The 22,078-nt window shown below is 72.8% G+C and carries 21 protein-coding genes; 16 read left to right on the plus strand and 5 right to left on the minus strand.

Annotated features, from left to right (window positions below; all coding sequences use genetic code 11):
* Positions 1-31: 31 nt before the first annotated feature.
* From BLT76_RS22800 to BLT76_RS22810, 3 genes are all read left to right on the plus strand, one after another.
* Positions 32-2,956 (plus strand): helix-turn-helix transcriptional regulator, encoded by a 2,925-nt coding sequence (locus BLT76_RS22800; RefSeq protein ID WP_170867216.1) that lies wholly within the window; start codon positions 32-34, stop codon positions 2,954-2,956.
* A 4-nt stretch (positions 2,957-2,960) separates the two neighbouring features.
* Positions 2,961-3,752 carry a ferredoxin family protein gene (locus BLT76_RS22805; RefSeq protein WP_170867217.1) on the plus strand — a complete coding sequence of 264 codons (792 nt, stop codon included), beginning with the start codon at positions 2,961-2,963 and terminating at the stop codon, positions 3,750-3,752.
* 78 nt (positions 3,753-3,830) lie between these two features.
* A complete protein-coding gene (locus BLT76_RS22810) occupies positions 3,831-4,535 on the plus strand; it encodes a DUF4232 domain-containing protein (protein WP_090860610.1) in 705 nt (234 codons plus the stop codon).
* Between the two features lie 3 nt (positions 4,536-4,538).
* Here BLT76_RS22810 and BLT76_RS22815 read toward each other — a convergent pair whose 3' ends face one another.
* A complete protein-coding gene (locus tag BLT76_RS22815) occupies positions 4,539-5,255 on the minus strand; it encodes an SDR family NAD(P)-dependent oxidoreductase (protein WP_090860611.1) in 717 nt (238 codons plus the stop codon).
* A 60-nt stretch (positions 5,256-5,315) separates the two neighbouring features.
* Between BLT76_RS22815 and BLT76_RS22820 the strand changes: the two genes are divergently transcribed.
* Genes BLT76_RS22820 through BLT76_RS22830 form a run of 3 tightly spaced genes read left to right on the plus strand, consistent with a single transcriptional unit; the run spans position 5,316 to position 8,163 of the window.
* A complete protein-coding gene (locus tag BLT76_RS22820; RefSeq protein WP_090860612.1) occupies positions 5,316-6,644 on the plus strand; it encodes a flavin-containing monooxygenase in 1,329 nt (442 codons plus the stop codon).
* Positions 6,641-7,267: a TetR/AcrR family transcriptional regulator gene (locus tag BLT76_RS22825; protein ID WP_090860613.1), complete on the plus strand. Its 627-nt coding sequence runs from the start codon at positions 6,641-6,643 to the stop codon at positions 7,265-7,267. Before BLT76_RS22820 ends, BLT76_RS22825 begins: the two co-directional genes overlap by 4 nt.
* On the plus strand, positions 7,264-8,163 hold the full coding sequence (locus BLT76_RS22830; RefSeq protein ID WP_090860614.1) for an alpha/beta hydrolase: 900 nt from the start codon (positions 7,264-7,266) through the stop codon (positions 8,161-8,163). The genes BLT76_RS22825 and BLT76_RS22830 overlap by 4 nt, the downstream gene beginning before the upstream one ends.
* Positions 8,164-8,206: 43 nt before the next feature.
* Here BLT76_RS22830 and BLT76_RS22835 read toward each other — a convergent pair whose 3' ends face one another.
* On the minus strand, positions 8,207-8,668 hold the full coding sequence (locus tag BLT76_RS22835; RefSeq protein WP_090860615.1) for a type III secretion system chaperone family protein: 462 nt from the start codon (positions 8,666-8,668) through the stop codon (positions 8,207-8,209).
* A gap of 13 nt (positions 8,669-8,681) precedes the next feature.
* Positions 8,682-9,533, minus strand: coding sequence for a hypothetical protein (locus BLT76_RS22840; RefSeq protein WP_090860616.1), 852 nt, complete (start codon positions 9,531-9,533; stop codon positions 8,682-8,684).
* A gap of 142 nt (positions 9,534-9,675) precedes the next feature.
* Between BLT76_RS22840 and BLT76_RS22845 the strand changes: the two genes are divergently transcribed.
* Positions 9,676-11,088 carry a cytochrome P450 gene (locus BLT76_RS22845; protein ID WP_090860638.1) on the plus strand — a complete coding sequence of 471 codons (1,413 nt, stop codon included), beginning with the start codon at positions 9,676-9,678 and terminating at the stop codon, positions 11,086-11,088.
* Here BLT76_RS22845 and BLT76_RS22850 read toward each other — a convergent pair.
* Positions 11,072-12,196, minus strand: coding sequence for a glycerate kinase (locus BLT76_RS22850; RefSeq protein ID WP_090860617.1), 1,125 nt, complete (start codon positions 12,194-12,196; stop codon positions 11,072-11,074). The two genes, BLT76_RS22845 and BLT76_RS22850, sit on opposite strands and share 17 nt — an antisense overlap.
* Positions 12,193-13,224: a LacI family DNA-binding transcriptional regulator gene (locus BLT76_RS22855; RefSeq protein ID WP_090860618.1), complete on the minus strand. Its 1,032-nt coding sequence runs from the start codon at positions 13,222-13,224 to the stop codon at positions 12,193-12,195. The genes BLT76_RS22850 and BLT76_RS22855 overlap by 4 nt, the downstream gene beginning before the upstream one ends.
* A gap of 111 nt (positions 13,225-13,335) precedes the next feature.
* Here BLT76_RS22855 and BLT76_RS22860 point away from each other — a divergent pair, with 111 nt between their 5' ends.
* From BLT76_RS22860 to BLT76_RS22900, 9 genes are read left to right on the plus strand one after another with little or no spacing between them, the layout of a single operon-like run.
* Positions 13,336-14,571 (plus strand): amino acid ABC transporter substrate-binding protein, encoded by a 1,236-nt coding sequence (locus BLT76_RS22860; protein ID WP_090860619.1) that lies wholly within the window; start codon positions 13,336-13,338, stop codon positions 14,569-14,571.
* A 6-nt stretch (positions 14,572-14,577) separates the two neighbouring features.
* Positions 14,578-15,462, plus strand: a complete 885-nt coding sequence (locus tag BLT76_RS22865; RefSeq protein WP_090860620.1) for a branched-chain amino acid ABC transporter permease — start codon at positions 14,578-14,580, stop codon at positions 15,460-15,462.
* Positions 15,446-16,537, plus strand: coding sequence for a branched-chain amino acid ABC transporter permease (locus BLT76_RS22870; RefSeq protein ID WP_244509533.1), 1,092 nt, complete (start codon positions 15,446-15,448; stop codon positions 16,535-16,537). Before BLT76_RS22865 ends, BLT76_RS22870 begins: the two co-directional genes overlap by 17 nt.
* Positions 16,534-17,292 (plus strand): ABC transporter ATP-binding protein, encoded by a 759-nt coding sequence (locus tag BLT76_RS22875; protein WP_090860621.1) that lies wholly within the window; start codon positions 16,534-16,536, stop codon positions 17,290-17,292. The genes BLT76_RS22870 and BLT76_RS22875 overlap by 4 nt, the downstream gene beginning before the upstream one ends.
* Positions 17,282-18,043 carry an ABC transporter ATP-binding protein gene (locus tag BLT76_RS22880; RefSeq protein WP_090860622.1) on the plus strand — a complete coding sequence of 254 codons (762 nt, stop codon included), beginning with the start codon at positions 17,282-17,284 and terminating at the stop codon, positions 18,041-18,043. The genes BLT76_RS22875 and BLT76_RS22880 overlap by 11 nt, the downstream gene beginning before the upstream one ends.
* Positions 18,044-18,070: 27 nt before the next feature.
* On the plus strand, positions 18,071-19,219 hold the full coding sequence (locus BLT76_RS22885; protein WP_170867218.1) for a Gfo/Idh/MocA family protein: 1,149 nt from the start codon (positions 18,071-18,073) through the stop codon (positions 19,217-19,219).
* Positions 19,216-20,391, plus strand: coding sequence for a dihydrodipicolinate synthase family protein (locus BLT76_RS22890; RefSeq protein ID WP_244509534.1), 1,176 nt, complete (start codon positions 19,216-19,218; stop codon positions 20,389-20,391). The genes BLT76_RS22885 and BLT76_RS22890 overlap by 4 nt, the downstream gene beginning before the upstream one ends.
* Entirely contained in the window at positions 20,388-21,233 is an 846-nt protein-coding gene (locus tag BLT76_RS22895; protein WP_090860623.1) for a sugar phosphate isomerase/epimerase family protein, read from the plus strand. Before BLT76_RS22890 ends, BLT76_RS22895 begins: the two co-directional genes overlap by 4 nt.
* Positions 21,234-21,279: 46 nt before the next feature.
* Positions 21,280-21,990, plus strand: coding sequence for a hypothetical protein (locus BLT76_RS22900; RefSeq protein WP_090860624.1), 711 nt, complete (start codon positions 21,280-21,282; stop codon positions 21,988-21,990).
* Positions 21,991-22,078: the final 88 nt, after the last annotated feature.

Below are 22,078 nucleotides of genomic sequence, written 5' to 3' on the forward strand. Positions count from 1 at the left end.
ACTGTCGGTGGCGCCCCCGATGATGGGACGCATGGCCACCCCGCGCACCACCCCGACCGTGATGGTCGGGCGCGACGCCGAGCTCGACGAGGTCGCCTCGTCGCTCGGCGTCGGCGGGGGCGAGCCCGGCGGCGTCGTCCTGCTCTCCGGTGACGCCGGGGTCGGCAAGACCCGGCTGCTGATGGAGCTGCGCGACCGGGCGCTGGCCGAGGGTTGGCAGGTGCTCGCCGGGCACTGCCTCGACTTCGGCGACAGCGCGCTGCCCTACCTCCCGTTCTCCGAGGTGATCGGTCGGCTGCTCGTCGACCGGCCGGACGTGGTCGAGAAGGTCGCGACCACCCACCCCGCCCTGGCCCGGCTCAAGCCCGGACGCCGGATGATCGGCGCCGACGAGGACGCGTCCGCCCTCGACCGCGGCGACCTGTTCGAGGCCGTGCACGCGCTGCTCGGCACGGCCGCGGGCCAGGCGCCGCTGCTGCTGGTCGTCGAGGACACCCACTGGGCCGACCGGTCCACGCGCGACATGCTCAGCTTCCTGTTCTCGCGGCCGTTCTCGGCCCCGGTCGGGGTGGTCGCGTCCTACCGCTCCGACGACCTGCACCGGCGCCACCCGCTGCGCCGGCAGGTGGCGGAGTGGTCGCGGCTGCGCGAGGTCGACCGGGTCGCCCTCAGCCCGCTGCCCGACGACGCCGTACGCGCCCTGGTGGCCCAGCTGGCGCCCGCGGGCCTGGACGCCAAGGAGTTGGCCGGGCTGACCCAGGACGTCGTCGACCGCGCCGACGGCAACGCCTTCTTCGTCGAGGAGCTCACGAGCGCCGCGACCGTCGGCGACCTCGGCGACCTCGCCGACGTGCTGCTCGTCCGCCTCGACCGCCTCGACGACACCGCCCGCCAGGTCGTCCGCACCGCCAGCGTCAGCGGCCGCAAGGTCGCCCACGACATGCTTGAGGTGGTGTCCGGTCTCGACGCCGCCGCCCTCGACGAAGGCCTGCGCCGCGCCGTCGAGATGAACGTGCTGGTGGCCGAGCACGGCCGCTACGCCTTCCGCCACGCGCTGCTCGCCGAGGCGGTCTACGACGACCTGCTGCCCGGCGAGCGGGTGCGGCTGCACGGCCGGTACGCCGCGGCACTGCGCGACGGCGCGGCCCGCGGCGCCGCCGCAGAGCTGGCCCGGCACGCGCGGCTGGCCACCGACCTCGACCTGGCCCTCGACGCCAGCATCCGCGCCGGCCACGAAGCGAGCTCGGTCGGTGGCCCCGACGAGGCGGCCTACCACTACCAGCAGGCGCTCGAGCTGCTCGCCGAGCCGAGTCGGTTCGCCCGGGCCGACGTCGAGGTGTCCAAGCTGGTCGTGCAGGCGGCCGATGCGCTCAACGCCAGCGGCGACGCGGAGCGGGCGGTCGCCCTGATCGACGCCCACCTGGAGCGTCTCCCCGAGGACACCACGGACGCGGCCCGCTCCCGGATGCTGATGGCCCAGGCCAACGCGCTCTACGTCATCGAGACCGTGCGCGACCCGGCCGCGGTCTCCGCCCGGGCCGTCGAGCTCGCCCCCGAGGGCGACAGCCCGCTGCGGGCCCGGGCGCTGGCGGTGCACGCCCGGGTGCTGGCCGGAGGCGGGCGCTACGACGAGGCGCAGGCCGCCGGGATGGACGCCCTCGCGCTGGCCGAGAAGCTCCAGCTGAGCGACCTGGTCGCCGACGCGGTGACCACGTTGAGCCTGCTGAAGAAGGCCGGCCCCAAGGAGGGTCTGCGCGCAGCGCTCGGGGACGCCGTCGCGCAGGCGGAGGCCACCGGTGCGGTGCTGTCCGAGGTGCGCGGGCGGTTCCTGCTGGGCCGGTCCTACGAGGACTGGGCCGAGTTCGCGGAGGCCGAGCGGTGGTTCCGCAGCACCATCGACGTCGCGCTGGCGGCCGGGCTGCCGTGGGCGCCGTACGCGTTCGAGGCGCGGTGGCAGCTCGCCTGGGTGCTCCACGTCCAGGGCCGTTGGGACGACGTACTGACGCTGACCGACGTGGCCGACCTGACCCCGCCGGCGATCCCACGGGCGCTGCTCGACTCGATCCGGCTGCTGGTGCGCCAGGCCCGCGGCGAGGACATCACCGCGGAGGTGCAGGCGCTGCGCCGGCTGTGGGAGCGCGAGGGCGGGATCGCCATCCAGTCCGCCGAGCTGCAGACCGTCTGCGCCGGCCGGAGCGGGGACGCGGCCGCCGTCCTGGCGGCGTACGACGAGGCCGTCACGGTGCTCGGCCGGATCTGGCACGAGTGGTTCAGCGCCCGGGTGCGGCTCGCAGCGGTGGCCGTCGCGGAGCTGGCGGCCCTGGTGCCGCGGATGAGCGCGGCCGAGCGCGAGCGGGTCGTGGTCGACGTCGAGCGGCTGCACGGCGACGGGCACACGGTGCTCGAGCGCTACGCCGACCCGTCCGGCCACTGGGGCCCCGAGGGCCGGGCCTGGGTGAAGCGGCTGGACGCCGAGACGCTGCGGGTCCGCTGGCTCGCCGGGGTCGACGCGCCACCGCTCGACGTGCTGCTGGAGGTCTGGCGCGAGACGGTCCAGCTCTTCGACGACTTCGGGCACGTGCACGAGACGGCCCGGTCCCGCGCCGCGCTCGCCGCGATCCTGCGCGCGACCGGCGACGTCGCCGCCGGCCGGGTCGAGGCAGACCTGGCCCGCGACGCCGCCCGCGCCCTGGGCGCCCGACCGTTGCTCGAGACGCTGGCGGCGCTGGGCTCCGGGCCCGCGCGGGGCGACGCCGCCCCCGACACCCTCACCGCGCGGGAGGCCGAGATCCTGGCCCACGTCGCCGAGGGCCGGTCCAACGGCGAGATCGCCAAGCAGCTCTTCATCAGCGCCAAGACCGTCTCGGTGCACGTCTCCAACATCCTGGCCAAGCTCGGTGCCTCGGGCCGCACCGAGGCCGCCGCGATCGCCCGCCGCCGGGGTCTGCTGTCATAGCCCGGTGATCTGCTCCGCGCTGTCCGCCGCCGACGGCGAGCCGCAGGCCGGGACCGCGCCCACCGACGCCGAGTGGCTGTTCGTCGAGCACCCGGGACCGTGGGGCGCGAAGGCTGCCGACGACCTCGGGCTGTCCGTTCCTCGCGTACGGGTGCAGCTGATCCGCCGCCACGGTCGGTCCTCGCCCGAGTCCGGCGTCCGGCTCTTCGCCGCGACGCTCGGGGCCGAGGTCTCGGTGCGCACCGCGGTCGTCCCGTCCCTGGCCGCGCTCGACGACGCGACCTGGACGCCGTACGACGAGCCGTTGCTCCTCGTCTGCACCAACGGCCGCCGCGACCGCTGCTGCAGCGAGCTCGGCCGCCCGGTGGCGGCCGCCCTCGCCGAGCGCTGGCCGGACGCCACCTGGGAGACCACCCACCTCGGCGGACACCGGTTCTCCGGCACCCTGCTCGCCCTGCCCGCGGGCGTCGCCCTGGGCCGGCTGTCCGTGGCGACAGCGGTGTCCGCGGTCGAGGCCCTGCTCACCGGTTCGCTGCCCGACCTCGGCCTGGTCCGCGGCCGCGCCGGGCTGCCCGGTCCGGCGCAGGCGGCCGAGCTGGAGCTCCGCCGTACCGCCGGCCTGACCGGGCTCGACGACGTCTCGGTCACCGGGACTGCAGGCGACGAGGTGACGCTCCGGACGGCCTCCGGCGAGCGCCGGGCGACGGTGACCACGACGCGGGGCGAGCCCCGTCAGCAGTCCTGCGGGGACGCGAAGCTGAAGGCGGCGCCGTCGTACCTGGTGGCGCTGCGGTGAAAGGTCGGTGAACCGCGTGTGACGCCCGGGGCGGGAGGCGAACGGGTGGCCTAGGTTCCGCTGGACCGAAGGAGCTCGATGACCACCCGACGAAGCGCGCGCGGAGCGCTGATCACCCTCGTGCTGGCCGCGTTGCTGGCCCCACTCGGCTGCTCGACGACCGAGCCCGCCGACCTGGCCGGCGGGCCGCAGGTGGCGGACGGCGCCACGGCGGCGGTGCCGGAGCGGCAGTCGCCGCCGGTCGAGCCCGCGCCGTCGGCGGCACCGGCCACGAGCGCTCCGCCCACTCCGGTGGCGACCGAGGTCCGCCGGGTGTCGAACTGCCTGTCCGACGCCCTCGGGGAGGTGAGCCAGCGCGAGCGGGTGCTCCCGGACCGGATGAACGCCGCGGGGACCAGCCCCCTGATGGCGACCGACGTGACGGTCGTCAACGTCTCCGCGGAGGCCTGCTTCCTGTCGGGTTGGCCCGGGGTGACCCTGATCGGGGACGGGCTGGCCCACTCGTCGGTCGAGGGGGAACCTGCGCCCGCGGCCGACCACGAGACGGTGCCGCAGCAACGCGTCGAGAACCTCGCGGGAGACGCCCCGGCCATCGAGCTCCCACCGGGTGGGAGCACGTCGTTCAGCGTCCTGTACGACGGGGTCGTCTGCCTGGAGCCGGTGTGGCGGATGGATCTGCAGGTGGTGGGCGACCCCCGACCGATCGAGGTGGCGCGCACCCAGATCTGCAACTCCGACCCGGTGCAGGTCGGGCCGTTCGGCACGGTCGTCGACGCGGAGTAGGCCTCAGCCGAACGCGCGCGCCACGTGTCCCAGCAGGTCGGGGTAGCGCTGCAGGTGGGCGCCGCCGTTGAGGTCGAGCACCTCGCCGGTGAGCCACTCGGCGCGCGAGATCCACACGACCGCCGAGGCGACCTCGGCGGGCGTGCCGGCGCGGCCGAGCGGGGTGTTGGCGAGGTAGTCGTCCTCGGTCCCGGGGATCCCCATCGCCGGCTCGGTCAACGGCGTGACGACCAGGCCGGGGGAGACCGCGTTGACCCTGATCCCGCGCGGGCCGAGCTCCAGCGCCGCGACCTCGGTGAGCATGGCCAGGCCCGCCTTGGCCGAGCAGTACGCCGCCATCCCCGACCCCGGCTGTCGCGCGTTGAGCGAGGTCAACGACGTGATCGAGCCGCCGGGTCCGAGCACGCGGGCGGCGTGCTTGAGGACCACCAGCCCGCCGGTCAGGTTGACGTCGACGACCCGCCGGAACTCCGCCACGTCGTGGTCGGCCACGGCCATCAGGGTGCTGACGCCGGCGCTGTTGACGACGACGTCGACCCGGCCGTGGTCGGCGACGACCCGGTCGAGGAGGGCGCTCACCGACGGCTCGGAGGTGACGTCGACCTCGGGCAGGTCGGCCACCACGACGGTGCAGCCGTCGGCCTCGAGGGCGGTCGCGCAGGCGGCCCCGATGCCGGACGCACCCCCGACCACGACGGCGACGCGAGAGGGATCGGACACGGCGTACCTCCTGGCGGGAGTCAATTGACGCGTGTCAACTTAGGGCCTAGCGTCCCCGCCATGCCAGCACCCACCACCCCGCCGACGACCGCCGTCATCGGCGCCGGCATCAGCGGTCTCACCTCGGCCAAGATGCTCGGCGACTACGGCGTGCCACACACCGTCTTCGAGACCTCCGACCGGGTCGGCGGCAACTGGGCGTTCGGCAACCCCAACGGGCACAGCTCGGCGTACCGCTCGTTGCACATCGACACGTCCAAGCACCGGCTGTCCTTCAAGGACTTCCCGATGCCGGACAGCTACCCCGACTTCCCGCACCACACCCAGATCAAGGACTACCTCGACGCGTACGCCGACGCGTTCGGGCTGCGCGAGCGGATCGAGTTCGAGAACGGCGTCCAGCACGCGGAGCGGCTGCCCGACGGCGGTTGGGAGATCACCGACCAGGCCGGCGCCACGCGTCGCTTCGACCTGCTCGTGGTCGCGAACGGTCACCACTGGGACCCCCGCACCGCCGAGTTCCCGGGGGAGTTCACCGGGGAGTCGATCCACTCCCACCACTACATCGACCCGACCGAGCCGCTCGACTTCAAGAAGAAGCGGATCCTGGTCGTCGGCATCGGCAACAGCGCCGCCGACATCGCGGTCGAGCTGTCCTCGAAGTCGCTGCAGAACGAGGTCACGCTCTCGACCCGGTCGAGCGCCTGGATCGTGCCGAAGTACATGGGCGGGCTGCCGGCCGACAAGTACTTCGCCACCATCCCCCAGATCCCGCTGCACTGGCAGCGCTGGGTGCTGCAGAAGATGCAGGTGATGGCCGGCTCGAACCCCGAGCTCTACGGCCTGCCGAAGCCCAACCACAAGTTCTTCGAGGCGCACCCGACGCAGTCGGTCGAGCTGCCGCTGCGTCTCGGGTCGGGCGACATCACGCCGAAGGTCAACGTCAGTCGACTCGACGGGAGCACCGTCCACTTCGAGGACGGCACGTCCGGCGACTTCGACATCATCGTCTACGCCACCGGCTACAACATCACCTTCCCGTTCTTCGACGAGGGCTTCCTCAGCGCCCCCGAGAACCACATCCGGCTGTTCAAGCGGATGTTCAAGCCGGGCCTCGACGACCTGGTCTTCATGGGCTTCGCCCAGGCCACGCCCACGCTGTTCCCGTTCGTGGAGGCCCAGGCCCGCCTGCTCGGCGCGTACGCCGTCGGCCGCTACGCCCTGCCCGACCCCACCGAGATGGAGCGGGTGATCGACGCCGACCAGCAGAAGTTCACCGGACACGTCCTCGACCGGCCGCGGCACACCCAGCAGCTCGACTACTTCGTCTACGAGCACGACCTGCGCACCCAGGAGATCCCGGCCGGCCTGAGGCGGGCCTCCGCATGACGGTCACCCGCGGCGACCGCCGTCGTACCGCCCTGCTCGCGGCGCTCGACGAGCACCTCCGCGACGCCGGCCCCGGCGCCCGCCTCGAGGACATCAACGTCGCCGACCTCTCGCGCCGCGCGGGCGTCACGCGCTCGGCGTTCTACTTCTACTTCGACAACAAGGCCGCCGCCGTCGCCGCCCTGATGGACGAGATGTACGACGAGGCGTGGGGCGCGGCAGACCTGCTCGGCGGGGACGGCTCGATGCGCGACCGTACGGCGGCCGCGATCCGACGGGTCTTCGAGGGCTGGGGGCAGCGCCCGCACGTCTACCGCGCCATGCTCGAGGCGCGCGCGACCAGCCCGGCCGCCCGCGAGCGCTGGGACGCCCACATCGCCTCGTTCGTCGAGGTGGTCGCGGCGGTGATCGACGCCGAGCGAGTCGCCCGCCAGGAGACCGGCGGGCCGCCCGCGCTGGCCATCGCCACGGCGCTGCTCGACGTCAACGACCGCACCCTGGAGCGGCTGGTCCGGGCCCCGGATCGGGCCGACGACGGGACCGAGGACGGGTTCGACTGGGAGACCCACGTCGACGCGGTCGTCCACCTCTGGCTGAGCACCATCTACGGGAGCACCCGATGACCTACGACTCCGTCACCTTCACCTCCGGCGGCGTGACCTGCGACGCCTGGCACTTCACCGGCACCGACGAGCTCGCGACCTCCGCCGGCCGACCGGTCGTGGTGATGGCCCACGGCCTCGCCGGCACCAAGGACTCCGGCCTGGAGCCGTTCGCGGTCGGGTTGGCCGAGGCCGGCCTCGACGTCCTCGCCTTCGACTACCGCGGCTTCGGCGCCTCCGGGGGCTCGCCGCGCCAGGTCGTGTCGATGGCGGCGCAGCTCGAGGACTACCGCGCCGCGATGGCGGCGGCCGCGCGGCTGCCCGGCGTGGACCCGCAGCGCCTCGTGCTCTGGGGCGTCTCGCTCGCCGGCGGGCACGTGCTCGCCGCCGCCGCCCACCGCGACGACGTCGCGGCCGTGGTCTCGCTGACCCCGCTGGTCGACGGCGTCGCCGCCGGTCGGCACGCGCTGGCCCACCACAAGCCGTCCTCGATGCTGCGCTCCACCGTCGAGGGCGTGCGCTCCCGGGTCGGCGCCCAGCGGCTCATGCCCGTGGTCGCCGCGCCCGGCGAGCTCGGCGCGCTGACGCTGCCCGGTGCCCGCGAGGACTACCTGGCCATCGCCGGCCCGACCTGGCGCAACGAGGTCGACGCGGCGGTCGGTCTCGAGCTCGGTGGCCACCGGCCGATCAAGGAGGCCAAGCACGTCCGGGCCCCGCTGCTCGTCCAGATCGCCGACTTCGACCGCAGCGCCCCGCCGTACGCCGCCGCCAAGGCCGCGTTCAAGGGTCGCGCCGAGGTTCGCCACTACCCCTGCGACCACTTCGACGTCTGGCCCGGCAAGGACTGGTTCGAGCCGGCGCTGGAGCACCAGGTGGCATTCCTGCGGCGGCACCTGGCCGCCTCGGCCGTGTCGTGAGTGCTGACGCTCTGTCGTCGAGGCGGAGTACGGCGGCCGCTCGTCAGCCCAGGTCGGGCAGCGGGACCCGGTTGCTGAGGGTCGGCGTGTAGGCGTCGAGCATCTCGATCGTGTGGTCGGCCATCCGCGCGAAGACCACGGGGTCCAGCACGGTGCCGGTGACGTCGATGCCGTTGGAGAACCGCAGCTCGCCGTCGGTGAGGTCGAGCTCGAACTTGCCGACCGCGAGGCCGTAGTTCACCGCGGCCACGGCCACGGCCGCCTCGGTGCGGGCGTCCTCCGCGACGGTGTGCGGAAGCACGCCGTAGAAGATGGCCTGGCCCTCCAGCGGCTCGATCTGGATGTAACAGGTGTAGCTCCGCTCGCCCTGCAGCTCCAGCGACCAGATCAGCTGGTCGGGAAGCTGGGTCAGGCCCCAGCCACGGTCGATCACGACCTGCGTGATCGCCGCCTGGATGGACTCGACGGTGCGGTCGACGGCGTTGCTGTCTGCAGGCTCGGACACGGTGGCCAGCTCCTCAGGGGGTCTTCGCGGGGACGGTGGGCAGGCTCACCGTAGCCGTGGACGACGACGCGACGGGCGGCGTCGTGGTGGTGGCGACGGGCGTGGTCGAACCGGTCGTCGGGGTCCCGGTCGTCGGCAGGGTGAGGGTGGCCAGGTACTTCGCCTTGCCGGTGGTGTCCCACGCGGTCTTGGCGGTCGTCGCTTCGAGGAGGGCGGCGACGTGCGTCGCGCTCATCTCGTAGGTCTCGGCCACCATCTCGCCGTCCGCCCACTTCCAGTGCACACCGTTGCCGGGCTTCGGCTTGCCGTCCTTGTCCATGTGGGCGTGGATGACGATCTCGGGAATGCCGTCGATCTCCTGGCTCACGGAGAACTCGTCGGCGTGGTGCTTGTCGTGCGAGCTCTTGTAGGTGTCGCGAACTTTGCCGGCCTTCAGTGTCGACGCGTGCGTCGCCAGGATGTAGTCGCCCCAAGCCTTCGCGATCTGCTTGCGGAACGGGATCCCGCTCTGGTTGTGGTCGAAGGCGAGGAGCTGTGCGCGCGCCTGGGCGAGGGTGTACGCCGTCCCGGGCTGCGGCTTCTTGCCCTCCGCGATCTGAGCGTCGGTCGGTGGTTTGGTCGCCGTACCCCCGCCCTTCTTGCCTGCGCGTCGGATGACGGGTCCGGCGCCGTCGTCCGGCAGCCGACGCAGCCGGTCGAGCGGACCGCCCGCGACGGTGCCGCCGCCGGGGTCGCGGCCGAGCCCGGCCGTCGTGCGCATCACCGGCAGCGCGACCGGGGTGCTGATCGTCGAGACCGGTGGTGCCGGAGCGGGGGCAGGCCGAGTGGAGGTGCTCGCGCGGGTGTGGAGCTGCTCGTGCGTCATGTCGGATCTCCCGTCAACGACCCCCCGGTCCTCGCACCCTAGGCGTCCCGGGCGGCTCGCGCTGGGGTATGGCCGAACCTTGTCCGTCCGTGGTCTCGCGAGACTGTTGACACCTGTTCAACAGCAGCCCAGCATGTCGTGGGTGGCCACCCTGGAGGAGACGCCCGACACCCGCGCCCTGACCGACGCCCGCCTGCGCCGGATGAGCGGCACCGGCAAGGCGCCGAAGGTCGACATCGACGCCGCCGTGCTGCCGCCCGGTCCGCGCTGGCCGGTGCTCCTGCAGACGGCCGGGCTGCTGCGGTTCCGGCACGCGTTCCACCCCTGGCTGCAGCGGAGGTACGGCGACGTCTTCACCGTCCGCCTGGTCCCCGGGGGCCGTCCGCTGGTGTTCTTCACCCGCCCCGAGCACACCCGGGAGATCTTCGCCGCGGATCCCGAGCTCTTCCACGCCGGCAAGGGCAACGCGATCCTCGGACCGATCATGGGCGAGCACTCGCTGCTGCTCCAGGACGGTGCCGACCACAAGCGGGCGCGCAAGCTGATCATGCCGGCCTTCAACGGGCACGCGCTGCGCGACTACCGCTCGCTGGTCACCGACCTGGCCCGCGACGAGGTCGCGCACTGGCCGGAGGACCGGACGTTCCGCAGCCTGGACCGGATGAACACGCTCACCCTCGAGATCATCCTGCGGGTGGTCTTCGGGGTCACCGACGAGGAGCGGCTGCGCGCGCTGCGGCCCCGGGTGACGGCGACCGTCGACATCAGCCCCGGCATCCTGCTCGGCTGGGGCTACCCGCGGCTGCAGCGCTTCGGGCCGTGGAAGCGGACGGTCGACAACCAGGCCGAGCTCGACCGCCTGATGTACGCCGAGATCCGCGAGCGCCGGTCGGCCCCCGACCTGGCCGAGCGCACCGACGTGCTGTCCCGGCTGATGCTGGTCCACGACGAGGACGGGCAGGACGCGCTCGACGACACCGAGCTGCGCGACCAGCTCGTCACGCTGCTGCTCGCCGGCCACGAGACGACCGCGAGCGCGCTCTCGTGGGCGCTCTACGAGATCGGCCAGGACCCGGCGCTGCTCCGCCGTACGCAGCAGGCGGCCGACGAGGGCGACGACGTGTGGCTCGACGCGGTGCTGAAGGAGGCGATGCGGCTGCACCCGATCATCCCGATGGTGGTCCGCACGCTCATGGAGCCGGCGACCATCGGCGGCTGGGACCTCCCCGCCGGCACCACGGTCGGGCCGTCGATCATCGTGTCCCACCAGCGCACCGAGGCCTACCCCGATCCCGAGGCCTTCCGCCCCGAGCGGTTCCTCGGCCAGAACCCGCCCCCGAACACCTGGATCCCGTTCGGCGGCGGCGCCCGGCGCTGCATCGGCGCGGGCTTCTCGCTGATGGAGGGCGTCGCCGTGCTCCGCGAGGTGTTCACGTCGTACGACGTCCACGCCGTCGGCCCGGACCGGCCCAAGGTCCGCAACATCACCAGCGTCCCGCGCGACGGCGCGCGGATCCGAGTGGCCCGGCGGCCAGGAGTCAGCGCCGGGCGGTGAGGTCGGGGAGCGCACGGCCGACCTCGGCGCCGACCGCGGCGAGCAGCCGGGCGGCGTCGCGCATCGACACCGCGGGGTCGGCCTCGAGGTCGGTCAATGACCAGGTCGCCGCGAAACCGGCGCCGCGGAGCTCGGCCGGTGTCAGGGTGGTCCGGCCGCACACGGCGATGGTGGGGACGCCCAGGCGGCTCGCCGCGGTGAGCACCCCGACGGGCGTCTTGCCTCGCAGGCTCTGCTCGTCGAGCGAGCCCTCGCCCGTGATCACCAGGTCGGCGCCCAGGACCGCGTCGTCGAAGCCGACCAGTCCGAGGACGGTCTCCACCCCGGAGCGCACCTGCGCATCGAGCAGAGCCAGCGCGCCGAACCCGGCGCCCCCGGCCGCCCCGGCGCCGGGGTCGGCGCGTCGGTCGGTACCGGTCGTCGTGGCGACCAGGTCGGCCCACCGGGTCAGCCCGCGTTCCAGGATCCGTACGTCGTCGGGGCCCGCGCCCTTCTGGGGCCCGTAGACCGCCGCCGCGCCCGCCGGTCCGAGCAGCGGGTTGTCCACGTCGGAAGCCAGGGTCACCCGGACTCCGTGCAGTCGTGCGCGCAGGGGACGCACGTCCAGGGTCGCCGCGCCCGTGAGGGCGCCGCCGCCGGGGGCGAGCGGACGGCCGGCGGCGTCGAGGACCCGGGCGCCGAGGCCGACCGCGATGCCGGCGCCGCCGTCGGTCGAGCAGCTGCCGCCGACCCCCAGGAGGATGTCGGTGCAGCCGTCGGCGATGGCGGCGGAGACGAGCTCGCCGGTGCCGAGCGTCGTGGCGCCGAGCGGGTCGAGTCCGGACGGCAACCGCAGCAGGCCGGACGCGTCCGCCAGCTCGACCACGGCGGACGTTCCGCGCCGGGCGTACGCGGTCCGGACGGGAGCGCCGGTCGGACCGGTGACGGTGACCGGGACCCGGGCGTGTCCGGCGGCCAGCGCGGCGTCGAGGGTCCCGTCGCCACCGTCGGCGACGGGGACGCGTGTCACGCTGGCCGCCGCGCCGGCGAGGCCGCGGCCGAGGGCCTCGGCGACCTCGGCCGCGCTCAGCGATCCCTTGAACTTGTCGGCGGCGATCACCACTCTCATCCGGGCACCGGCCCGGTCGAGTCGCGCACGACGAGGGTGGCCGGGATCCGCTGGCGCCGCGGTCGCTTGCCGGGCTCCTTCAGGGCCAGCGCCAGGGCGCGCGCGCCCATGTCGACCATCGGCAGCCGCACGGTCGTGAGGCCGGGGGACAGGTCGCCGGCGACGGCGACGTCGTCGAACCCGGTCACCGACATCCGTGTCGGGACGGGGACGCCCGCGACGCGCAGCTCGGAGAGGCACCCGATGGCCATGTCGTCGTTCAGCGCCACGACGGCGGTGGTGTCGGGGTGCTCCGCGAGCACCCGCCGCGCGCCCTCGCGCCCGCCCTCCCGGGTGAACGCCGCCTCGACGACCGGGACCTCGGACGGGTCCAGACCGGCCTCGACCAGCGCCTCGTGCACACCGCTGAGTCGGTCGGCCACCGTCGTCAGGGCGGTCGACCCGGCCAGGACCGCGATCCGGCGGTGCCCGAGCCCGAGGACGTGCTCGGTGACGGCGCGGCCGCCCTCGACGTTCTCGGGCAGCACCGCGTCGACGCCCAAGTGGTGTCGTCCGATGACCGCGACCCGGCCCCCGGCCTCGCTGAAGCGCTCGAGCTCGTGGCGTGCCGGCAGCTCCACGGTGGGGTCGACGAAGCCCGAGCCGGCCACGATGATCGCGCCGACACGGTTCGCGACCATGCTGCGGATCTGCTGCAGCTCGGCGTCCGGGTCGCGCCCGGTGTGGCAGATCTGCACGGTGCGGCCCTCGCTCGCCGCGACCCGGAGGACGCCACTGGCGATCTCGGAGAAGTAGGGGTCGCCGATTTCGTGCACGACCAGGCCGATCGTGGCCGTCGATCCGCTCGCCAGGGAGCGCGCGTGCAGGTTGGCGACGTACCCGAGCTCGACGGCGATCTGGCGCACCCGGTCGGCGACCGCGGGGCTCACCCCGGGCGTCCCGGAGAGCGAGCGCGAGGCGGTGGCGATGGACACCCCGGCGGCGGCGGCGACGTCGACGAGACGCGTCTGGGCGAGCGAGCGCTTCATCGAGACCTCCGGAAATTCGTCGGCTTGTGACCGTTGCCACAGCGAGCGTGATGTGTGTAGCGTCACTGTAAACGCTTACGTAAGCGCTTTCATAGACCTGAGGAGCACTCGATGATCGGTAACCGGAAGACGCGACGCGGCGCTCTCGCCGCGACCGCCTGCCTGGCGCTGGCCACCAGCCTCGGCGCCTGCGGGCTCGACTCCGGCGGCAGCAGCGAGGGCAACGACGACGAGATCGTCATCGGCGTCTCGCTGCCCCTGACCGGTGACTTCAGCGAGCCCGGCAAGGGCGTCCAGCGCGGCTACGAGGCCTGGGCCTCCTACGTCAACGACAACGGGGGCCTGCTCGGCAAGCAGGTCCGGCTGGAGATCCTCGACGACCAGTCGAGCGCCGACCGGGTCGCCTCCGACTACGAGAAGCTCATCAACCAGGAGAAGGTCGATCTGATCTTCGGGCCCTTCTCCACCCGCTTGGTGGTGCCCGCCGCCCAGGTCGCGAAGGACTACGGCTTCCTCTTCGTCGAGCCCGCCGGTGCCGCCGAGGAGGTCTTCACCCAGGGCTTCGACAATCTCTTCTACGCCGCGCCCGCGATCGCCGACGACCACTACAACCTGCTGGCCGAGGAGATCATCGCGATGCCGGAGGCGGAGCGGCCGAAGACCGCCGCCTACGCCACGATGGACGACCCGTTCGCGCAGGGGACGGCGTACGGGCTGAAGGACAAGCTGGAGGCGGCGGGGATCCGCACCGTCGCCGACGAGGTCTACCCGCCCAACACGACCGACTTCAGCAGCATCGCGGCCAAGATCGCCGACACCGAGGCCGACATCGTCGTCGGGGGCACCCAGTACCAGGACGCGGTCAACCTGATCGTCGCGCTGCAGCAGCTGAACTTCCAGCCGAAGATGGCCGCCTTCTCGACGGCGCCGACCAACCCGGAGTTCCCGGAGGCGATCGGGGCCAAGACCGAGGGGATCCTCTCGCCGACCGGCTACACCCCGGATGCGACGTACCCCGAGAACCAGACCTTCGTCGAGTACTACACCGAGATGCACGGCGGCCCGCCCGCCGAGGACGAGGCCAACGCCTGGACCACGGGCGAGGTCGTGGCGGCCGCGGTCGAGGCCAGCGACTGCGCCGACCCGTCGCCGGAGTGCCAGCAGCAGCTCATCGACCACCTGCGGGAGGCCACGGTCGACACCGTGGTCGGTCCGCTGAGCTGGGACGCGGAGGGGCGCCCGGAGAGCGCCCACCTGATCCAGCAGTACGTCGACGGGAAGATCCGCATCGTCCTGCCGAAGGACCAGGCCGAGGCCGACTTCGTGGCCGTGAAGCCGGCGTGGTGACCTGACGTGTCCGGATCCCTGCTCCTGCAGAGCGTCATCCTCGGGCTGCTGCTCGGGGGTCTCTACGCGCTGCTCGCCGCTGGCCTGACGCTGTACTTCGGCGTGATGCGGGTGGTGATGATCGCCCATTCCGCCTTCCTGATCCTGGCCGCCTACCTCGCCTGGTGGTTCCAGCGCGAGACCGGCCTGGACCCGCTGCTGTCGCTCGTCGTGACGGTGCCGCTCTTCTTCGTCGTCGGGTTCGTGATGCAGCGGCTGCTGCTGGCCCGGCTGCGGCCCGCGACCCTGACCATGATGTCGGTGCTGCTCACCTTCGCGATCGCGCTGACCATCGAGGGACTGCTGGGCTACGTCTTCTCGGGCACGCAGCGCCGGATCCAGCTCGACTACTCCGGCTCCAGCCTCGAGGTCTTCGGCGCCAACATCGCCGTGGTCAAGCTGATCGCCTTCGGCCTCGCCGCCGTGGCCCTGCTCGGCCTGTGGGCCCTGATGAAGCTGACCCGGTTCGGTCAGGCGCTGCGAGCCACCATCCAGCACCCCGAGGCGGCCAGGCTGCTCGGCATCAACACCGACCGGATCGCCGGCTTCGGCTTCGGGCTGGGGCTGGCCACCGCCGCCATCGGCGGTACGGCGCTCTCGCTCGACTCCACCATCTACCCGTCCCTGCACTGGCACTGGATCGGCCCGCTGATGGCGATCATCGTGATCGGCGGCCTCGGCAGCATCCCGGGCGCGGCGATCGCCGCGATGCTGCTCGGCGTCTCGCAGAGCCTGCTCCAGGTGCCGCTCGGCACGACGTGGGCGCAGACGGTCTTCTACATCGCCCTGTTCGCCACCTTGATGGTCCGCCCCCAGGGATTCTTCGGAGGTCGTCTTGCCCAGCGCTTCTAGCACCCGTACCGGATTCGACACGGCCCTGCTCGGCATCAAGGGCCTGGCCCTGGTCGCCGCCGGGGTCCTGGTCCTCGCCTTCCCGCAGCTGGCGCCCGACGCGTTCATCCTGTCGGTCGGCGTCGTGATCGCCAGCTACGCCGCCCTCGCCGTGTCGTGGAACTTCGTGGGCGGCTTCACCGGCTACATCTCGCTCGGCCACGCGGCGTACTCCGGCCTCGGGGGGTACGGGACGGCCCTGCTGATCCTGGAGGCCGGCTGGAACCCGTGGCTCTCCCTGGTCGGGTCCGCCGTCGCCGTCGGGGTCCTGGCGCTGCCGATCGGCTTCGCGTCGCTGCGGGTCCGCGGGGCGTCGTTCGTGATCGTCTCCATCGCGCTGGTCCTGATCCTGCTGCTGGTCAGCCAGAGCTGGTCCGACGTGACCGGCGGCTCGAACGGCCTGCGCGTCCCACGTCCCTTCGGGGAGGACGTGCTGCGACCCGAGCAGCACGAGCGGTTCTTCTACCTCCACGTCGGGCTGATCGTGATCGCCCTGGCGGTCTGGTGGGCCATCGACCGGTCCCGCTTCGGGACCGGCCTGAAGGCGATCCGCGAGGACGAGGACAAGGCGCAGGCGCTCGGGGTGCCGACGTTCGCCTACAAGCTCACGGTGTTCGTCATCTCGGCGTTCTTCACGGCCTTGGCGGGCGGCATGTACGCCTTGTGGTTCGGCTCCCTCGACCCCATCTTCCAGTTCTCGATCCTGGTCGGCTCCTACATGGTGCTGATGTCGCTGCTCGGCGGCATCCGCAGCCTGCTCGGCCCGGTCGTGGGCGCCGTGATCGTGGGCTACTCGCTGGAGTACTTCAAGTCGGCGTACGGCGACACGCAGTTCCACCTCGTCGCCCTCGGGCTGCTGCTCGCGTTGGTCGTGCTCTTCATGCCCGACGGTGTGCTCCCTGCGCTCGGCTCGCTCGTCGACCGGATCCGGCCCGACAAGGCCACCTCGATCCGCGAGATGACCGCGGCGGAGCTGGTGGAGAAGAACAAGGAGATCGACGAAGCCCGGCGCGAGCCGGAGGAGGTGTCCCGATGACGACCACCCAGGCCCCGCCCGCCGTCCGCTCGTTGGAGACGGTGGAGCTGCGCAAGTCCTTCGGCGGCGTGCACGCCGTCGACGGCGCCACCGTCACCTTCCGACCCGGCAAGATCAACGCCCTGATCGGGCCGAACGGCTCGGGCAAGACGACCTTCTTCAACTGCGTCACCGGGATGATCAAGCCGGATTCCGGAGAGGTGACCTACCAGGGCGCCGACATCACCGGGAAGGCACCGCACCGGATCGCGGCCGCGGGCGTCGGTCGCAGCTTCCAGCTGTGCCGGATCTTCCCCCGGATGACGGTGCTGGAGAACATGCTGGTCGGTGTCCGGCCGGAGGGCCTGCTGCACCGGCTGCGGGGCTCGCGCAACGCCGACGACATCGCCAAGGCGCGCGAGCTGCTGCGCCGGGTCGGCATCGACCACCTCGAGTCGTCCGAGGCCCGCGACATCTCCTACGGCCAGCAGAAGCTGCTCGAGCTGGCCGGGGTCCTGATGACGGACCCCGAGACGATCATGCTCGACGAGCCCGCCGGTGGGGTGAACCCGGCGCTGATCGGACGGATCGGCACCCTGGTGCGTGAGCTGAACGCCGAGGGCCGCACGTTCGTCATCGTCGAGCACAACATGGACATGGTCATGAGCCTGTCCGACCACGTCGTCGTCTTCGACCGTGGTCGTCCCATCGCCGAAGGGACGCCTGCCGAGGTGCAGGGCGACCCGCGAGTCCTGGAGGCCTACCTTGGCATCTGACGCCCCCGCCCCCGAGTACCTCCTCGAGCTGAAGGACGTCGAGGCCGGCTACGGCCGGGCGGCCCTCGTCCTGCGCGGCCTCACCGTGCAGGTGCCGCCGTCCAGCATCGTGTGCCTGGTCGGCCCCAACGGCGCCGGCAAGTCGACCGTCCTGAAGGTCGCCAGCGGGATGCTGACACCGCGGTCCGGGAGCATCCGGGTCAACGGGGTCGACGTCACCCGCAACGGGCCCCAGGACATGATCCGCTCCGGGCTCTCGCACGTCCTCCAGGGCCACTCGGTGTTCAAGGAGATGACCGTCGCCGAGAACGTCGGCCTCGGCGCCTACACCGTGCGCGACAAGGCCCTGATCGCCGAGCGGACCGACTTCGTCAAGACGCTGTTCCCGGTCGTGGCCGACCGCTGGACGGCCCTCGCCGGAGCCCTCTCGGGCGGTCAGCAGAAGCAGGTGGAGTTCGCCCGCTCGCTGATGGTCAGCCCCCAGGTGGTCCTCCTCGACGAGCCGAGCATGGGCCTGGACCCCAAGACGACGAGCAAGGTCTTCGAGCAGGTGGTCCGGATGCGCGACGCCGGCATCGCCGTCCTGCTGGTCGAGCAGAACGCCCGCCGGGCGCTGGAGACGGCCGACATCGGCTGCGTGCTCGACCTCGGCAAGGTCCACATCACCGGGCCGGCCTCCGAGCTGCTGGCCGATCCGCAGCTCGCGGAGCTCTACCTCGGCGGGCGCCCGGCCGCCGTCCCCACGACCTGACCCCCGATCTCGGAAGAGAGACACAGCATGAGCGTCCGCACGCAGCGCATCGTCATGAACGGCGTCACCGGCCGGATGGGCTACCGCCAGCACCTGGTCCGGAGCATCCTGGCCATCCGCGACGAGGGCGGCCTCGAGCTGCCCGACGGCAGTCGGCTCCAGGTCGAGCCGGTCCTGGTGGGCCGCAACCGCGACAAGCTGGCGGAGCTGGCCGACCGCCACGACATCGCCGAGTACACGACCGATCTCGACGAGGCCCTCGCCGACGACACCGCGTCGGTCTACTTCGACGCCCAGGTCACGTCCGAGCGCAAGAAGGCGATCCTCAAGGCGCTGGCGGCCGGCAAGCACGTCTACACCGAGAAGCCGCTGGCCGAGACGGTCGAGGAGGGGCTCGAGATCGCGGAGGCGGGCGCGGCCGCCGGGACGATCAACGGCGTCGTGCACGACAAGATCTACCTGCCGGGCCTGGTCAAGCTGAAGGGGCTGATCGACAGCGGCTTCTTCGGCCGGATCCTGTCGGTGCGCGGCGAGTTCGGCTACTGGGTCTTCGAGGGCGATCTCACGCCGTCGCAGCGGCCGAGCTGGAACTACCGGGCGGCCGACGGCGGAGGCATGGTCCTCGACATGTTCTGTCACTGGAACTACGTCTTCGAGCACCTCTTCGGCCGGGTCGACTCGGTGATCGCCAAGGCCGTCACCCACATCCCGGAGCGCTGGGACGAGCACGGCGAGAGGTACGACGCCACCGCCGACGACGCGGCGTACGCGATCTTCGAGGTCGGTGACGCGATCGTGCAGATGAACTCGTCCTGGGCGGTCAGGGTCGAGCGCAAGGAGCTCGTGGAGTTCCAGGTCGACGGCACCCATGGATCCGCTGTCGCCGGCCTGTTCGGCTGCCGGGTGCAGCCGCGGGTCCGGACTCCCAAGCCGGTCTGGAACCCCGACATCCCGACCGACCAGGACTTCCGCTCGCACTGGGACGAGGTCCCCGACACCCAGGAGTTCGGCAACGGCTTCCGGGCGCAGTGGGAGCACTACCTGCGCGACGTGGTCGCGGGTCGCCCGCACCCCTACGACTTCATGTCGGCCGTGCGCGGGCTCGAGCTCGTCGAGGCCGGCCTGCGCTCCTCGGCCGAGGGCCGCCGGATCGTCCTGGAGACGCGAACCTCGTGAGCACCCTGACCACCGTCACGCTCGACCTGCCCACGGCGGACGGCTGGCGCCGGCGGGCACTGGCCGAGCCGGGTGACTGGGCCGAGCACCCCCAGCCGTACGCCTCCCGGGTGGCCTTCGCGGCCGCGCACGTCGCGGCGGACCCCCGCGGCGCCAACGTGCCCGGGGCCCCCGCCGTCGTCGACTGGGACGCCACGCTGGCCTTCCGGCGCGAGCTGTTCCGCTTCGGCTTCGGCGTCGCCGAGGCGATGGACACCGCCCAGCGCAACATGGGCCTGGACTGGCCGGCCGTGCAGGAGCTGGTGCGTCGCAGCGCGGACCAGGCCCGCTCCCTCGGCGCCCGGATCGCCTCCGGGGCGGGCACCGACCAGGCCGCGCCCGGGTCGCTGCGCACCGTCGAGGAGGTGCTGGCGGCGTACGTCGAGCAGGTGTCGTACGTCGAGTCGACCGGCTCGCAGGTGATCCTGATGGCCTCGCGCCACCTGGCCGCCGTGGCCGCGGGGCCGGACGACTACCACCACGTCTACGGGCGGCTGCTGGAGCAGGTGCGCGAGCCCGTCGTGCTGCACTGGCTGGGAGAGGCCTTCGACCCGCAGCTGCGCGGCTACTGGGGCTCGACCGACGTGGCCGCGGCCACCGCGACGTTCCTCGACCTGGTGCACGCCCATGCGGCGAAGATCGACGGGGTCAAGGTGTCGCTGCTGTCGGCCGAGCACGAGACCGGACTGCGGGCCGCGCTCCCGGCCGGGGTGCGGCTCTACACCGGCGACGACTTCAACTACCCGGAGCTGATCCGCGGTGACGGCACCCACCACTCCGACGCGCTGCTGGGCGCCTTCGCGGCCGTCGCCCCCGCGGCCTCGGCCGCGCTGACGGCCCTGGACGACGGCGACCTCACGGCGTACGACGCGGCGATGGGGCCGACCCTGCCGCTCTCGCGGCACGTCTTCGAGGCGCCGACCTTCCACTACAAGACCGGGATCGCCTTCCTGGCCTGGCTCAACGGCCACCAGCCGGGGTTCACGATGGTCGGCGGTCTCCAGTCCGCCCGCGGGGTGCTGCACCTGAGCCGGCTCGTGGAGCTGGCCGACGACGCGCGGCTGCTGCGCGACCCCGACCTGGCGGCGGCGCGGATGACCGACTGGCTCCGGGTCCAGGGGGTGACCCCGTGACCGGGGCGTCGCCGGTGGCTCGCCTCTCGCTCAACCAGCGCACCACCGCCGAGTGGTCGCTGCGCGAGGCGATCGACGGCTGCGTCCGCGCCGGCCTGCCCGCGATCGGCGTCTGGCGCGAGCCGGTCGCGGAGGTGGGCCTGGACGTGGCCGTCCGCTGGGTGCGCGACGCCGGGCTGCGGGTCTCCAGCGTCTGCCGCGGCGGCTTCTTCACCGGCGCCGACCCGGACGCCCGCAAGCTGGCGCACGAGGAGAACCTCCGGGCCCTCGACGAGGCCGCCGCGCTCGGCGCCCCGACCCTCGTCCTGGTGCCGGGCGGCCTGCCCGACGGCGACCGCGACCTGGTGGCGGCGCGAGAGCGGGCGGCCGAGGCCGTCGCGGCGCTGGCTCCCGAGGCCGGTGTCCGGGGGGTGCGGCTCGGGATCGAGCCGATGAACCCGATCTACGCCGCCGACCGCGGTGTCGTCTCCACGCTGGCCCAGGCTCTCGACATCGCCGCCCTCCTGCCGGTCGAGCAGGTCGGCGTCGTCGTCGACACCTTCCACCTGTGGTGGGAGCCCGACGTGCACACCACGATCCGGCGCGCCGGTGCGCGGATCGCGTCCTACCAGCTGGCCGACTGGATCACCCCGCTGCCGGCCGACGCCCTGCTCGGGCGCGGTCACGTCGGTGACGGTCACGTGGACTTCGCCTCCTTCACCCGCGCCGTCCACGCGGCCGGCTACACCGGCGACGTCGAGGTCGAGATCTTCAACGCCGACGTCTGGGCCGCGCCCGGCGACGACACGGTCGCGACCCTGACGGACCGCTACCGCGAGCTCGTGGAGCCGCACCTGCACTGACTCCCCCGCACGACCGTCGTCCCACTCCTGCTCGGGAAGGAACACGATGAAGAGAAGAACCCTGCTGGCGCCCGTCCTGGCCGCCGTCCTCGCGGTGCCGCTGCTCGGCACCGCGCCGGTGGCCAGCGCCGTACCGCCCGGACACGGACGACCACGCCTCGCGGTCGTCGTACCGTCGGCGACGCCGCGACACTGGGACCCGCTCACCGACGAGAAGTGGACCTTCGACCGTCGGCACCGGGAGGTGGTGCTGACCGAGGCGGGCACTCCGCCCGAGGGTCCGCGGCGGCCCTTCGAGTACGCCGTCGTGCGCACCGGACCCGAGCTCGGCTCGTTGACCTACCGTGCCGAGGTCCGCATCGACGAGGACGTCAGCGTCGACAACCGTGACGTGGTGCTGATCTGGAACTACCGCTCGCCGACGCGCTTCTACTACGCGCACCTCTCGCAGGACAACACGATCTATCCCCACAACGGGATCTTCGTCGTCGACGACGCCGACCGGCGCCGCATCGACGACCAGTGGACCGGCAGCGTCGGCGCGCCGCCCGCCATCGACGACGCCGACTGGCACGACGTCCGTCTCGACTACGACGCCCGCAGCGGGCGGGTCGCCGTACGGCTCGACGGGGCACGCGAGCCGCTGATGACCGCGACCGACACCACCTTCGCCGGTGGTCGGGTCGGCTTCGGGTCCTTCGACAACTACGGCCGGGTCCGCGACGTCGCCGTCGTCGGCCTGCGCGCCCGTCCGTAGCCCAGAACCGCACCGGTCCCCGCGCGCGCTCCGGCAGGAGGGCGGGCGAGGACCGGTGGGGCCGCCGGTGGCAGCCGGCGGCGTCCTT

Source organism: Nocardioides lianchengensis, from assembly GCF_900101465.1.
In the GTDB taxonomy this organism is placed as follows: Bacteria; Actinomycetota; Actinomycetes; order Propionibacteriales; family Nocardioidaceae; genus Nocardioides; species Nocardioides lianchengensis.